This window comes from Campylobacter concisus (assembly GCF_003048605.1).
Classification (GTDB): Bacteria; Campylobacterota; Campylobacteria; order Campylobacterales; family Campylobacteraceae; genus Campylobacter_A; species Campylobacter_A concisus_BM.
This window is the reverse complement of record NZ_PIRX01000005.1, coordinates 54211-66949: the sequence shown is the minus strand read 5'-3', so window position 1 is coordinate 66949 and position 12739 is coordinate 54211. Positions and strand designations below refer to the sequence as shown.

Annotated in this window: 16 protein-coding genes; 7 read left to right on the top strand and 9 right to left on the bottom strand. The window is 42.7% G+C overall.

Features of this window, described 5'->3' with window-relative positions; all coding sequences use genetic code 11:
- The first annotated feature begins 9 nt into the window (after nt 1–9).
- Together CVS86_RS05090 and CVS86_RS05085 are read left to right on the top strand one after the other, a co-directional pair.
- Entirely contained in the window at nt 10–390 is a 381-nt protein-coding gene (locus CVS86_RS05090) for a VOC family protein (protein WP_107791194.1), read from the top strand.
- Nucleotides 391–402: 12 nt separating this feature from the next.
- Complete coding sequence (locus tag CVS86_RS05085; protein WP_107791193.1) at nt 403–1734, top strand: MATE family efflux transporter; 1332 nt, start codon at nt 403–405, stop codon at nt 1732–1734.
- Here CVS86_RS05085 and CVS86_RS05080 read toward each other — a convergent pair.
- Genes CVS86_RS05080 through CVS86_RS05065 form a run of 4 tightly spaced genes read right to left on the bottom strand, consistent with a single transcriptional unit; the run spans nt 1715 to nt 5723 of the window.
- Nucleotides 1715–2521 (bottom strand): metal ABC transporter permease, encoded by an 807-nt coding sequence (locus tag CVS86_RS05080; RefSeq protein WP_107791192.1) that lies wholly within the window; start codon nt 2519–2521, stop codon nt 1715–1717. The two genes, CVS86_RS05085 and CVS86_RS05080, sit on opposite strands and share 20 nt — an antisense overlap.
- A 9-nt stretch (nt 2522–2530) precedes the next feature.
- On the bottom strand, nt 2531–3313 hold the full coding sequence (locus CVS86_RS05075) for a metal ABC transporter ATP-binding protein (protein WP_107791191.1): 783 nt from the start codon (nt 3311–3313) through the stop codon (nt 2531–2533).
- Complete coding sequence (locus CVS86_RS05070; RefSeq protein ID WP_107791190.1) at nt 3310–4803, bottom strand: nickel/cobalt transporter; 1494 nt, start codon at nt 4801–4803, stop codon at nt 3310–3312. Before CVS86_RS05070 ends, CVS86_RS05075 begins: the two co-directional genes overlap by 4 nt.
- A gap of 2 nt (nt 4804–4805) precedes the next feature.
- Nucleotides 4806–5723 (bottom strand): metal ABC transporter solute-binding protein, Zn/Mn family, encoded by a 918-nt coding sequence (locus tag CVS86_RS05065; protein WP_107791189.1) that lies wholly within the window; start codon nt 5721–5723, stop codon nt 4806–4808.
- A gap of 145 nt (nt 5724–5868) precedes the next feature.
- Here CVS86_RS05065 and CVS86_RS05060 point away from each other — a divergent pair, with 145 nt between their 5' ends.
- Nucleotides 5869–6228, top strand: a complete 360-nt coding sequence (locus CVS86_RS05060; protein ID WP_107791188.1) for a Fur family transcriptional regulator — start codon at nt 5869–5871, stop codon at nt 6226–6228.
- Here CVS86_RS05060 and CVS86_RS05055 read toward each other — a convergent pair.
- Nucleotides 6219–6611: an acyl-CoA thioesterase gene (locus CVS86_RS05055; protein WP_107791187.1), complete on the bottom strand. Its 393-nt coding sequence runs from the start codon at nt 6609–6611 to the stop codon at nt 6219–6221. The two genes, CVS86_RS05060 and CVS86_RS05055, sit on opposite strands and share 10 nt — an antisense overlap.
- 45 nt (nt 6612–6656) lie before the next feature.
- Between CVS86_RS05055 and CVS86_RS05050 the strand changes: the two genes are divergently transcribed.
- Entirely contained in the window at nt 6657–7382 is a 726-nt protein-coding gene (locus CVS86_RS05050; protein WP_107791186.1) for a class I SAM-dependent methyltransferase, read from the top strand.
- Here the strand turns inward: CVS86_RS05050 and CVS86_RS05045 are convergent.
- A complete protein-coding gene (locus CVS86_RS05045; RefSeq protein ID WP_107791185.1) occupies nt 7379–8257 on the bottom strand; it encodes a DMT family transporter in 879 nt (292 codons plus the stop codon). The two genes, CVS86_RS05050 and CVS86_RS05045, sit on opposite strands and share 4 nt — an antisense overlap.
- Nucleotides 8254–9003 (bottom strand): DUF4197 domain-containing protein, encoded by a 750-nt coding sequence (locus CVS86_RS05040; protein WP_107791184.1) that lies wholly within the window; start codon nt 9001–9003, stop codon nt 8254–8256. The genes CVS86_RS05045 and CVS86_RS05040 overlap by 4 nt, the downstream gene beginning before the upstream one ends.
- Before the next feature lie 107 nt (nt 9004–9110).
- Between CVS86_RS05040 and CVS86_RS05035 the strand changes: the two genes are divergently transcribed.
- Complete coding sequence (locus CVS86_RS05035) at nt 9111–9668, top strand: manganese efflux pump MntP family protein (RefSeq protein WP_107791183.1); 558 nt, start codon at nt 9111–9113, stop codon at nt 9666–9668.
- Here CVS86_RS05035 and CVS86_RS05030 read toward each other — a convergent pair.
- Entirely contained in the window at nt 9665–10423 is a 759-nt protein-coding gene (locus CVS86_RS05030; protein WP_107791182.1) for an exodeoxyribonuclease III, read from the bottom strand. The two genes, CVS86_RS05035 and CVS86_RS05030, sit on opposite strands and share 4 nt — an antisense overlap.
- Before the next feature lie 53 nt (nt 10424–10476).
- Here CVS86_RS05030 and CVS86_RS05025 point away from each other — a divergent pair, with 53 nt between their 5' ends.
- Entirely contained in the window at nt 10477–10842 is a 366-nt protein-coding gene (locus CVS86_RS05025; protein ID WP_103644018.1) for a diacylglycerol kinase, read from the top strand.
- Nucleotides 10833–11066 carry a winged helix-turn-helix domain-containing protein gene (locus CVS86_RS05020; protein ID WP_107791181.1) on the top strand — a complete coding sequence of 78 codons (234 nt, stop codon included), beginning with the start codon at nt 10833–10835 and terminating at the stop codon, nt 11064–11066. Before CVS86_RS05025 ends, CVS86_RS05020 begins: the two co-directional genes overlap by 10 nt.
- 27 nt (nt 11067–11093) lie before the next feature.
- On the opposite strand, the gene CVS86_RS05015 is transcribed toward CVS86_RS05020, so the two are convergent.
- Entirely contained in the window at nt 11094–12659 is a 1566-nt protein-coding gene (locus tag CVS86_RS05015; RefSeq protein ID WP_021083834.1) for a flavocytochrome c, read from the bottom strand.
- Between the last annotated feature and the right edge of the window lie 80 nt (nt 12660–12739).

The window sequence follows — 12739 nt, the reverse complement described above, 5'->3', positions numbered from 1 at the left end:
TGAGCCAAAATGCAGATAAAAAATTTAGACCACATCGTGCTTGTAGTAAGCGACGTTGAAGAGGCGCTTAAATTTTACTGCGACATTTTAGGCATGCGACTAGCTCAGAAAGACGGTCACATTAGCCTAAATTTTGGCTCACAAAAGATAAATTTACATAGGTTTGAGGGCGAGTTTTTACCTGCGGCAAAGCACCCAACAAAGGGTAGTGCTGACATTTGCTTGATAATTGAAGACGAGATAGAAGACGTGCGCTCAGAGCTTCTTGCAAAAGGCGTAGAGATCGAGCTTGGCGTCGTTAGGCGAAATGGGGCTCTGGGAGCAATGAAGAGTTTATATATTTACGATTTTGATGGAAATTTGATAGAACTTAGCTCATATGAAATTTAACAAGAAGGCAGCTTGGACCTACTAAAAGACCCGCTAAAAGGGCTCATCATCTCACTCTCGCTGCCAGCTGGTGTGGGTATGATGTTTAACACCCTTTACAACGTCACTGGCACATTTTTCGCAGCTAAAATTTCTACCATAGCAGTTGCTGGCATGGCGATGAGCTTTTTGCTCTATCTAAGCATCGTTGGCATCGGGCTTGGCTTTGGCTCGGCACTCACCGCGCTAATTGGCAACAGCCTAGGCGCAAACAAACCAAAAATGGCTAAACTTTACGCCTCAAATGGCATCATCTTTGTGCTTCTTTTTGCCATTTTTATGGGGCTATGTGGCTATTTACTAGCACCAAATTTACTAATTCTTTTAGGCGCCGATCACCACTACATCAAAGAGGCGCTTGACTACGCTGGTGTCATCTTTCTTGCAGCTCCATTTTTCTTGCTTATAAAGTCGCTTAACGGCGTTCTAGTCGCGCTTGGCGATACTAAAAGCTACCGCAACTGGCTATTTTGCGGCCTTTTTATCAACGCATTTTTTTGCTATCTTTTTGCCTTTGGCTTTGCTCTTGGCGTAAAGGGCCTTGCTCTAGCGACGGCTAGCGTGCAGTTTTTAGGTATGATCTATCTCTTTTTTAAAGTTAGAAAGAGCAAGATGATAGATCCTAGAAATTTAGGCTACTTCGTACCAAATTTCGCCGTCTGGGCAAAGATACTAAAGCAAGCCTTGCCAGCTTGCCTAAACTACCTCTCAATGTCGCTTGGCTCGCTCGTGCTTTTAAAATTTGTGAGCTTTTACGGCGTAAATGCAGTGGCAGGTTATGGCATAGCTTTAAGGATCGAGCAAATTTTAGTACTTCCAACCATCGGCATGGCAGCAGGAGTGCTTAGCATCGTCTCAAGAAACTACGGCGCTAAGAGCTTTCAAAGAGTATTGCAGTGCTACAAACTATCGCTTCTTTTTTTGCTCATCTACTGCGTCTTTGCCTACATCTTTATAAGGCTTTTTGGCGAGAGCGCGATCAAACTCTTTGATGGCACGCCAGCCGTGCTAGAAGTGGCAAAGCTCTACCTTGGCATCAACTCACTTGCCTACATGGCTTACGGCACGATAAACATCTCAGGCAGCACTTTGCAGGCGATAAAACGCCCAGTAGCGATCTTTTTGCTAAATGGCTTTAGACAGCTCGTGCTTCAATGCTCGCTTTTTTACGCGGTGGTCTTTTGGCTGGGGCTTGAGATCAAATTTATGTGGCTAGCGCTATTTTTTAGCGTCTATTTTACGGCGATTTGCTTTTTGGCTTGGACGCTTTTTAGGTTAAAAAGAGCTACGAGCGCAAGCTTTTAAATTTAAAGCTAAATGCAAAAAAGCAAAGTGAGGCGACTAAGATGATGCTAGCTCCACCTGTGAGATTGAAATAAAAGCTGATCACAAGGCCGATAAAGCAAAAAATGATAGAAAAAATGGTTGAGATTAGCATCATTAGTCCAAGTCTTTTGGCGAAAATTTGCGCAATATATGGCGGTATGGTAAGTAGTGCGATGACAAGTATTAGCCCCACGACGCGGATCGTAGCCACCACGCAAAGCGCCATCATACAAACTAGCAGATAGTGAAAAAAAGTGGTATTTACCCCGCGAAGTTTTGCAAACTCCGCATCAAAGCTGATCGCCACAAACTGGCGGTAAAAAAGTGAGATGAGCGCCAAAAACAAGAGGTCTAAAAAGCTCATAAATGCGATATCTGTGCCACTAACTGCAAGGATCGAGCCAAAAAGATAGCTCATAAGATCGGCGTTATAGCCAGGTGTGAGGTCGATAAAAATGATACCGATCGCCATGCCAATCGCCCAAATAGCGCCTATTACAGAGTCTATGTTTGTCTTATCTTTTAGCGTAATCGTGGCTATTATGAGCGCTAGAAGCAGCGAAAATATGCTCGCTCCAAGCAGCGGCTCAAGAGAGAAGAAAAAGGCAAGTCCTATGCCGCCATATGCGCCGTGTGCGATGCCTCCAGCGATGAAGGTCATCTTGTTTATCACGACAAGCGAGCCTATCATGCCGCATATTATGCTTACTAAAATGCTCGCAATAAAGGCATTTTGCATAAAATTTAACTCTAAAATTTCGCTCATTTTCTCTCTTTAAAATTTAAAAATATTGCTCTTTGTCTTTTCGCAGCCACACTCGCCAAGTGCGATCTCGACATCACAAAAATGGCTATGCGTTCTAGCTAGATGCTCGATAAATTCCCTCTTAGCAAGGTTTTCATGCGTTTTATGAATGTGTAAATTTTTACTCACGTAAGCGATCTTTGTAGCGTAATTTAGCACGATATTTAGGTCGTGACTAACTAAAACCACGCCAACGCCGCTTGCGTTTATCCCCTTTAAAATTTCATAAATTTCAGCCTGCCCTTTTGTGTCGATGCTGGCTGTTGGCTCGTCTAGGATGAGCACTTTTGCATTTGCACAAAGCGCTCTAGCGATATAGACGCGCTGCCTTTGACCGCCACTTAGCTCGCCGATCCTCGCGTTTGCAAACTCACTCATGCCGACCTTTTCAAGGGCACTTAGTGCTAGAGCTTTTTCATCTTTTGAGTAAAAACCAAAGATTTTTTTATCGATTAATCCCATCAAAACGACTTCTAAAACCATCATCGGAAAGCTTTGATTTGAGAGGAAATTTTGCGGCACGTAGCCTATAAATTTACTTACCTCGCTTGGCTCTTTACCAAAGAGCTTGATCTCGCCACTTTGAGGCTTAAGCAGGCCCAAAATGAGCTTTAAAAGCGTGCTTTTGCCTCCGCCATTTGGGCCAATTATCGCTAAAAACTCATCGCTACTATAGTCTAAATTTATGTCCTCTAAAACGACTTGTTTATCGTAGCTAAAGTTTAAATTTCTAATTTTTATAATATCTTTCAAAATAGGCTCTTTTGCGTAAATGTCGTGACAAAAATGAAAAGTCCAAGCCAAAGCATGATGCCAAGGGCTGCAAATTCTGCGTAGATTTTAAACTTTTTTAGCTTAATGTTCGTGCTGATCTTTGAGCCAAAAACTGCCGCTACAAATATCACCACACTCATGCCAAGCGCCATAAACAAGCCACTTATCACACCTGCAAAGTAGCTGCCTATCTCATTTGCCAGCACAAAGACTAGTATCGTGCCAGGACAGGGCACAAGAGCCGCAGCGGCCGCCACCAGCCACTCTTCTTTGCTCTTTGGCTTTTTAGTAGAGCAAATTTGACAGCCACATTCACTTGTAAATTTTGTATTTTTACTCAAATTTTGGTTCAAATTTGAGCTAAAAATATAAAATTTAGCCTCTTTTTTGTTTAAAAGATAAAATTTAACCTTTTTAACGAGCATAAAAATCGCCACAAAAAATATCACGACCCCTGAAAACGCGGTCGTTATGCTAGCAGTGTCCTTTGTAAGGTCGTTACTCACCTCTCGAAGCAGCAAAAAGCTAGCAAAGACAAAGACAAATGCACCCACAACATGCAAAAAGCCGATCTTTAACGCAAATAAAAACGCCCTTTTGTAGCTGCCACCAGTTGCGGCAAAATATGAGCTTGTTAGCACCTTGCCATGACCTGCGCCAGCAGCGTGCAAGAAGCCATAGCCAAATGAGATAAACGCTAAAAATAGCAGCGCAAGCGGACTTTTGTAATCCACGCTTCTTAAAATTTGCTTTAGCCTATCAAGCAAGCTTAGGCTAGTTTTTGAGACGATGTCAAATTTAGCCTCATCGATCTTATCTATCTGGCTTAAATTTTCATCGCTCACGCCTGCTACTGGCTCTTTTAGCAGCTCTTTAAGCGCTGGCTTTTCGTTGTGAGCTTTGGCCGCTTCTTTGCTTGAAAATGTAAAAAATATCAAATTTGAGTTTGAATTTGGTATCGCCCAGAAGCTTTCACCCACCAAAAATGCGTCGCTTTGCGTGAATTTGAAGTTAAAATAGCCCTCTTTATCCTCCATATCAACAGATACGACAAGACCGTCAGCGACCACTAAATTTGTCTTAAAACTCACATCAAATTTAAGCCTACCCTCGTCAAAATAGAGCTTATACTCATTTAAATTTAGCTCGATTTTTGTAGCATTTTCGTCTTTGTAATAGTACTCAATGTCCGTTAGATAGTGCCTTGGCACGAGGTAGTCTAGTAAATTTAAGCGGATCTTTCTTAGCTCTTTTTCGTCTATCTTTTCATCTTGATTGAGATCAAAATTTTGCTTCATCAGCTCTGAGAAATTTTGCGAAAATGTCCAAGTAAAAGCTATCTGTGTGATGTTGTTTTCGTGTGCGATAAATTTCGCCCCAACGTGGGCTGTGGGGCTGTAAAGCGAGCATAGAGCACACCCGAAGGCATTTATGGCTAGTAGGCAAATGACGATCAGGCGTGCTAACATTTTTATAGGCTCTTAGCGAAAATTTCAGCCGTTTTTTTCATCTCGGCTAACCAGTTTTCAGGCAGTTGGTCTATCGTGACGACCTTTGCACCAGTCTCTTTTGCGATCAAATTTGCAGCCTTTGTTGGAAACTGCGGAGCGACGAAAATGACCTTTACACCATGCTCTTTAGCCTCTTCGATGAGCTCTTTTAGCTCAGCTGGCTTTGGCTCTTTGCCCTCTACCTCGATAGCGATCTGCTCTAGGTCATAGCGCTTTGCAAAGTAGCCCCAAGATGGGTGATATACGATAAATTCGCGAGTTTTGACATCTTTTAGGGAGTTTTTGATAAAGCCATCAAGCTCGTCAAGGCTAGCTTTAAATTTAGCCAAATTCTCCTCATAAAGCTTTGCATTTTGCGGGAATTTCTCTATTAGCGCCTTTGCGATGTTATCAGCCTGAGTTTTTACTAGGATAGGGTCAAGCCAGATGTGCGGATCAAGCCCGTCATGGTGGTAATGGTGATCATGATGGTCGTGAGCGCCATGGTCGTGGTGCTCATGTTTATGTTCGCCCTCGTGCTTGTGCTCATGGTGCTCTTCATGTTCATGCTCCTCGCTCATAGCGATCTTTTCGATGCCCTCTTGCGTCTTTACGATGCGTAAATTTTTAAATGTCTTTGAGAAGCGATCAAGCCACGCATCCTCAAACTCGATGCCGATAGCAAAGTAAAGCTCGCTCTTTTCAAGCTCCTTCATCTGCTTTGGCTTTGGCTCGTAGGTGTGCGGATCAGCCCCTTTGCCAACCATCGTATTTACATCTAGCGTATCTCCAGCGATCTGCTCGACGAAAAATTTCGTTGGCAGTATGCTAGTAGTAACAACCGGCTTTGCAAAAAGAGACAAAGCACATACAGCTAAAAAAACGATAATTTTTCTCATTATCTCTCCTTTAAAAAATAATTGCGAAGTTTAGCAAAATGCAACTTGGTTGCAACTTAAAGTTCAAAAGCCTAAATTTAGCCTTTTCTTTTAAATATAGTTTAAATCTTTTAGCGTTAATATACGCAAAATAAAAAGGGCAAAGATGAACGCGAGAAATTTCCTAGAAGAGCACAATATCAAGGCTACGACGCTTCGCATAAAGCTTGTTGAAATTTTGCAAAGCGCCAAAGCGCCGCTAAGCTACGACGAAATTTTAGAGAGCCTTGACGCAAATAAAACGACCTTTTATAGAAGTATGGAAATTTTCGAAAAAGAAAATCTCGTGATAAAAACCGAAAACAACCACAAGAGCTACTACGAGCTGGCAAATGAAGCCAAAGCCTATTTCATCTGCGACGTCTGCCACAAGGTGACAAACATCGATATGCCCCACCTAAACGTCGCTAAAAATATAAAAAGTGCCGTGATAAAGGGCGTTTGCGACGAGTGTGATCACGAGTAAAGCGCGATGATCTCGGCTGGGATAGCTTTTGGGCGGTTTGTCTTTAGATCGATATAGACAAACTCGGTCTTGCCAGTTGCTATTAGCTCTCCATCCTTTTTAAACTCAAAATACCTGCTCGAAGTGGCCTTGCCATCGGCCTGCGTGTAGGTGTGGATAAAGACCTCATCCATCATTTTTACGCTCTTTATATACTTGATCTCATTTTTTCTAATGAGCCAAATTTCACCCCTTTTATACTGCGCCGCGACTGTGTCGCCAACAGCGGCAGAGTGGGCAAATGCGGCCTCTTGCATAAGCGTGAAATAATAGACATTATTCATATGTCCGTGCATGTCGATGGCTTGTGGCGGGATGATGACGCGATATATAAAATCTCTCATTTTTGACCTTTTTTGCTAAAATTATAACCAAAAAGAGGAGCTAAAATGCAAAATTTATGGGATAAAAAGGCGTCAAACTACCAAAGATTTGACGGCAAGATCAGCGCTATCCAGCAGCAAATTTTTGCCAAAGCCTTGGCTTGGGGAGCTAGCTTTAGCGGCAAAGAAATTTTAGATATCGGCTGTGGCACGGGCGTTTGGAGCATATTTTTATCCAAAACCGCCAAAAGCGTAACTGGCATAGATAGCTCTGAAAAGATGATAGAAATTTTAAACGAAGATGCAAAGAGATTTGGCGTGACAAATTTAAGTAGCGAGGTTTGCTCGTGGAGAGAATTTAAGCCTAAAGGGCACTTTGATATCGCTATTTGCACGATGAGCCCAGCCATTGCGAGCGATGAAGATTTTGCTAAATTTCAAAACTGCGCCAAGCAAAAGCTCTATCTTGGCTGGGACAAGCCTAGAAGCTCTGACCTACTTGAGCCATTTTTTGAAAAATTTGGCCGCACGCTCTCGCAAAAAAACATAGTAGATAGGCTTGAAGCGTGGCTAAACGAGCAAGGCATCGCTTACAAAAGCGAAATTTTAAACGAAACTAGGATCGCTAGACGAAGCGTGCAAGAGGCAGCTGAAAATATCTGCTGGCACCTTGAGATAAACGGAGCTAAAAACTACGATGAAAAGGCGGTTTTAGCGATGTTAAAAGAGAGATTTGACGGCGAGTTTATAGATGAGAAAATTGACTCTCAAATGAAGCTTTTTGTCTTTTAAGGCTTAAATTTAGAGCAAATTTGCTTGCCAAATTCGCTAAAAATGACGCCAAAGATGATGAGCATGGCTCCAAAAATTTGCCAGATACTAAGTATCTCACCAGCAAAAAAGTAGCCGATCAGCCCAGCAGAGACTGGCTCTAGGCAGAAAAACAAGGCCGCCTTGCTAGCGGTCGTATATCTTTGGGCGATCGTTTGCACAAAGTAACAAAATATGGTGCCAATCACCGTCGTGATAAATATCGCTATGAAAAATTCCCTATAGAAATTTGGCACGATACTGCCCTGAAAAAGCGCAAAAACAAGTGAAAACAGGGCATTTGTGAGAAAGACCACAAAGACTAGCAAACAAAGCTCACTCTTTCTTACAAAGTGGCCATTTAGCGTCGTGTAAAGTGCGTAAAATATGGCGCAAACAAGCGCTAGTGCCTCGCCAGCCCCAAGTGCGAGCGTGGCGCCACTTAAGAGCCAAAGCCCAAAAATAGCGATGAGTGCGCCTAAAATTGCAAAAATACTTATCTTATTTTTAAAAAACACCGCCGCCATAAAAGGGACTATCACACACTCAAGCCCCGTGATAAAGGCGACGCTCGAGCTAAATGTAAGCTTTAGGGCGTAAGTCTGCGTTGTAAATGACGAAAACAGCACCGCACCAAGGATAACGCCGTAGAAGACGCTCTTTTTATCAAATTTCTTAGTAAATTTAAGCGCGACAAAGCCCATAAAGATAGCCGAGAGAAAAAACCGGCAAAAAAGCATGACAAAGACGCCATTTGTCTTTAGTGCATTTGCCATGGGTAAAAACGTAGCGCCCCAAACGACGGCAACTACGATAAGAGCGATGTCGGCTTTGTTTTGAGCGCTTAAATTTCTCATTTAAATATCGAGTCAAGCACCTTTTTGCCGCTATCTAGGCTAAAGCCGCTTCTTAGCCCCTTTTCCTTCTCGCTCATCACGTTAAATAGCCCATCTAGCGTCTTTCTCGTGATATAAGCGTTTATATCCTCGCTCTCATCTGGCACATATTCGCTTGCGCCTAAATTTTTAGCTAGGCTCTTTACCGATTTTATCGTTTCGTTGTTTTTTGCTGAGTTGCCGATGAAAGAATTTAGCCCATTATACGCAGTCGCAAAGCTATTATCGCTCATCATTTTCTCAATTATCGGCGTAAATGCCGCCTTTAGCTTTTGGCTGGAGCTTTGTTGCAAATACTTCGTAACGCTGTCGTTGCCGCCATTAAAGAGCTTTTTGATGTCTGCCTCGCTCATATTTTTTATGCTCTCGCTAAAAATTTCAGCAGCCTTTGGCACGGCCGTGGTCGCAGCGTTGTTTATCGACTTGCTAAGGTCTTGCGCCCACTTCTCGCCGCCCACTTTTTTGGCTAAATTTGACGCCATCTCAAGGCTTTTTGGGAGTGGAATTTTAGCTGTCGCGTTGTTTATAAAGCCCTCTTTTGAAAGCTCGCTAACAGCAGCATTTAGCGCCTCACTAACTAGACTTTTGTAGTCGCCGCTTGATGCGTGAGTGGCGATTTTCACGCCTTTATTTATCATATCATCCATGCTTGCGGCTTGTAAATTTAAAACAAGCGCGCCACAAAGAATAACAAGAGATCTTTTCATCTTCTCTCCTTTTTACAAATTTAAAGCAAAATCATACAAAAAATATCTAAACGCTTAAAATAAATTTAATCTTTTTGCACTAAAATTCGCCATTTTTAGGGGAATTTATGCAGATTTTACTTCTTAGCTTCGCTCTTAGTATGGATAGCGCAGCGCTAAATATGGCAAACGGCGCAAGGTATAAAAGTCTTGCCCTTGGCAAAATTTTATTTATAGCCTTCATGCTTGGATTTTTTCAGTTTCTCATGCCGCTTATTGGCTATTTTTTAGGCATTAGCTTTGCTAAATTTATAAGCTCCATTGATCACTTTATCGCCTTTTTTATACTCTGCTTTCTTGGCTTTAAAATGCTAAAAGAGGCCTGCAGCAGCGAGGATAGCGACTCTTTGGGCATGGATATTAAGACCATTTTTGTAGGCGCATTTGCCACTAGCATAGACGCACTTGCCGTTGGCGTCACGCTTAGCTTTGAAGCGGTTAATGTATTTGAGAGTGCGCTCATCATCGGCGTAGTCTGCTTTGTGCTAAGCCTAGCCGCCTTTTACATCGGTAAATTTATGGGTGAAATTTTGGAGAAAAAGGCGCTCTTTTTAGGCGGAGCGATACTTATATTTCTTGGCTTTAAAATTCTCATCACCCACCTGTTAGAAGAGGGAGTGCTCTAAATTTCTATCTCTATGCCAACTGGGCAGTGGTCGCTGCCAGTGATCTCTGGCAGGATAAAGGCGTCTTTTAGCCTATCTTTTAGCCCTTGCGAGATGAAGAAATAATCAATCCTCCAGCCGACATTTTTAGCCCTTGCGTTAAAGCGGTAGCTCCACCACGAGTAAGCGTCCGCAACGTCGCCATTTACGGCTCTAAATGTATCTATAAAGCCACCTTTTAGCACCTCATCTATCCACGCGCGCTCGATAGGTAAAAAGCCCGAAGTTTTGGCGTTTGCCTTTGGATTTTTCAGGTCGATCTCGCGGTGAGCGGTATTTACGTCGCCACAAAATATCACCTCTTTGCCACTTTTTACTAGCTCTTTGCAGTAAGCTAGAAATTTCTCGTAAAAGTCCATCTTGTAAGCTAGCCTCTCGTCGTCCTTTTGGCCGTTTGGAAAGTAGATGTTAAAAAGCACGATATCATCAAATCTATGCTCCAAAACTCGCCCCTCCGTGTCGTCAAAAAAGGCCGCCTTTTGCGTTTGCACGTCAAATTTAGCAAGGCTCATCACACCAGAATATCCTGCTCTTGCGCCTGAATTTACACTTATATCTTTAAAGCCAAGGTTGTAAATTTCTTTTGGCACGTCGTCCTCTTTGACCTTGATCTCTTGCAGTCCCAAAAAATCAGGCCTAACCTCATCAAGCCAGCCAAAGCCATCTTTTGCCACGACTGCGCGCAGCCCATTTACATTCCAGCTAATAAGTTTCAAATTTCATCCTTTTTTTAATTATAATTATGCCAAAAATCACAAAAAGGAAAGTTATGAGAAACCAGCCAGAGTATAAATTTTTTAAAAATTTTGGCTACGCAAGAGAGGGTTTGGCTGAAATTTTTAAAAACGAAAAGAGCTTTCGCATAGAAATTTGCATATTTTTGATAGCTACGATCTCGCTATTTTTTTGGAAATTTGACCTTATTTTTAACCTATTTTTGATCTTTAGCATGGCATTTGTGCTAGTTTGCGAGTGCTTAAACTCGGGCCTAGAGCGAGTGACTGATCTTGCAAGCCCAGACTATCACGCCCTAGCAAAGGCGGCAAAGGACGCTGGAAGTGCGGCCGTGATGATCGCAAATTTCTTATGTGGCGCGCTTTGGTGCGTAGCGATAGGATATAAAATTTGGGGCTAGACAAAGAAATTTACAAGGCGCTTCTTGGCGAGAAAAAGGTAGAGATCATAAATTTACTTTGCGAGCTAAGCGATGAAAATGGCTTTATCATGCTTAAAATTTCAGAAATTTGCGAGAAGCTAAATGTGAGCAAACCAACCGTGATAAGCACGTTTAAGCTGCTTGAAGAGAAGAAAATTTTTGAGCGAGTAAAAAACGGGGTTTATAGATTTAAAAATTTATAGTGGCAAGCAAACGCCTGCCACTTCTTTCTAGCCGATAGTCTCAGCAGCGATCATACCAAATGTCAAGCAATCAGTTATAGCCACTGATCCTAGACGACTGGCTCCGTGAACGCCGCCAGTGATCTCGCCAGCTGCATATAAATTTGGTATAGGCATAGCTGTTTGAGAGTTCATGACTTGAGCTTTTGTGTTGATATTTAGGCCGCCCATTGTGTGGTGAACTTTTGGCGTGCCACGCTCTGCGTAAAACGGCGGAACCGAAATATCAATACCCTTTGTCGTAGTCGCAACAACTGGCTTGCCAAAGTCCTCATCAACGCCTTTTTTGACAAATTCGTTGTATCTTGCGACCGTTTTTTTGAGCTCATCAACTGGGATCTTATACTCAGCTGCCAAGGCATCAAGTGTGTCAAATTTCTTGCAAATTCCAGCTGCGATAGCCTTTTCATAGTGAGCTGGGAGCATGTGAGGAAGGGCTCTTGAGTCGCAGAAGTTGATAGGGAAGTTTTTATCGTCTTCGCCTTTTTCATGGATGACTTTAAACATCGCTTCAGTTCTTGTCCTGCGGTCAGCTAGCTCGTTCATGTAGCGTTTGCCAGTTCTTGGATTGACTGAAATTCCAAATGGAAAAGCGCCATTTACGTTAAACATCGATCCCACGCCAAAGCCTGTCTCATCGGCACATCCCCATGGGCCGTACTGGATCCAGCTTGGCTGAACTGGATAAGCACCCGCTCTAAATGCTGCTAAAAGCGCGCCCGCTGTTGAGCCTGGTTGGTTTGTTGAGTCTGTCTCAGGTGTGATCCTTGGATCTTGAAGGCGCCTAAAAATTTTATCTCTACAAAAGCCACCAGCTGCTAGCACAACGCCCTTTTTAGCTTTTATATATTTTGTATCGCCGCCTTTGTTTTCGACATCGTCACTCATCAAATTGCCATCAAATTTGTAGTTTTCTCTGACGATGACGCCCACAACTGCGCCCTTGTCGTCAAAGACAAAATCATCAAATTTTGTCCTTTTTTTGATAGACGCGCCTTCTAATTTTTCAAATGTCGCAGTCATAGGAAGTACGATGCCAGCGCCGCTACCGACCTCTGTTTGAAGGCTTCTTGGCACTGAGTGACCGCCTGCGTGAGTGATCTGATCGATATATTTTGCACCACAATCAAGTGTGAGTTTGTAAGCATCTTGCGCTCTCTCGCCGATCTTTGCTAAAAGATCAACGTGGTTGATGCCGCGTCCTGCTTTCAAGCAGTCTTTGATAAATAGTTCGGTGCTATCTTTGATACCAGCTTTCTTTTGCATGTCGCTATTTGGAACGGCAAAAATTCCGCCGTTGATGACAGAGTTGCCACCTGTGCGGCCCATCTTTTCGATCAAGACGACTTTGTTGCCTTTTTTAGCTGATGTCACACCAGCCGCAAGAGCTGCAAAGCCTGAGCCGATGATGACTACGTCATACTCCTCGTCCCATTTGACATCTTTTTCGTTCATTGGGCTGGCCATTAAATTTGTAGCGCCCATGCCAAGTGCCGTGGCTCCGATAGCGCTAAATTTCACAAAATCTCTTCTAGATAAACCTGAATTTTTCATGCTCTCTCCTTTGAAGTAAGATATTCACTAACTAGATTATACGACTTTTTTATTAAAATAGTCTAATTAGTTTTTTAAAT

Bases quoted from the DNA above. Each gene is read 5' to 3' on its own strand.
- CVS86_RS05090 (WP_107791194.1), top strand. From the start codon at position 10: ATGCAGATAAAAAATTTAGACCACATCGTGCTTGTAGTAAGCGACGTT.
- CVS86_RS05080 (WP_107791192.1), bottom strand. From the start codon at position 2,521: ATGAGCGAAATTTTAGAGTTAAATTTTATGCAAAATGCCTTTATTGCG.
- CVS86_RS05070 (WP_107791190.1), bottom strand. From the start codon at position 4,803: ATGTTAGCACGCCTGATCGTCATTTGCCTACTAGCCATAAATGCCTTC.
- CVS86_RS05065 (WP_107791189.1), bottom strand. From the start codon at position 5,723: ATGAGAAAAATTATCGTTTTTTTAGCTGTATGTGCTTTGTCTCTTTTT.
- CVS86_RS05060 (WP_107791188.1), top strand. From the start codon at position 5,869: ATGAACGCGAGAAATTTCCTAGAAGAGCACAATATCAAGGCTACGACG.
- CVS86_RS05055 (WP_107791187.1), bottom strand. From the start codon at position 6,611: ATGAGAGATTTTATATATCGCGTCATCATCCCGCCACAAGCCATCGAC.
- CVS86_RS05050 (WP_107791186.1), top strand. From the start codon at position 6,657: ATGCAAAATTTATGGGATAAAAAGGCGTCAAACTACCAAAGATTTGAC.
- CVS86_RS05045 (WP_107791185.1), bottom strand. From the start codon at position 8,257: ATGAGAAATTTAAGCGCTCAAAACAAAGCCGACATCGCTCTTATCGTA.
- CVS86_RS05040 (WP_107791184.1), bottom strand. From the start codon at position 9,003: ATGAAAAGATCTCTTGTTATTCTTTGTGGCGCGCTTGTTTTAAATTTA.
- CVS86_RS05035 (WP_107791183.1), top strand. From the start codon at position 9,111: ATGCAGATTTTACTTCTTAGCTTCGCTCTTAGTATGGATAGCGCAGCG.
- CVS86_RS05025 (WP_103644018.1), top strand. From the start codon at position 10,477: ATGAGAAACCAGCCAGAGTATAAATTTTTTAAAAATTTTGGCTACGCA.
- CVS86_RS05015 (WP_021083834.1), bottom strand. From the start codon at position 12,659: ATGAAAAATTCAGGTTTATCTAGAAGAGATTTTGTGAAATTTAGCGCT.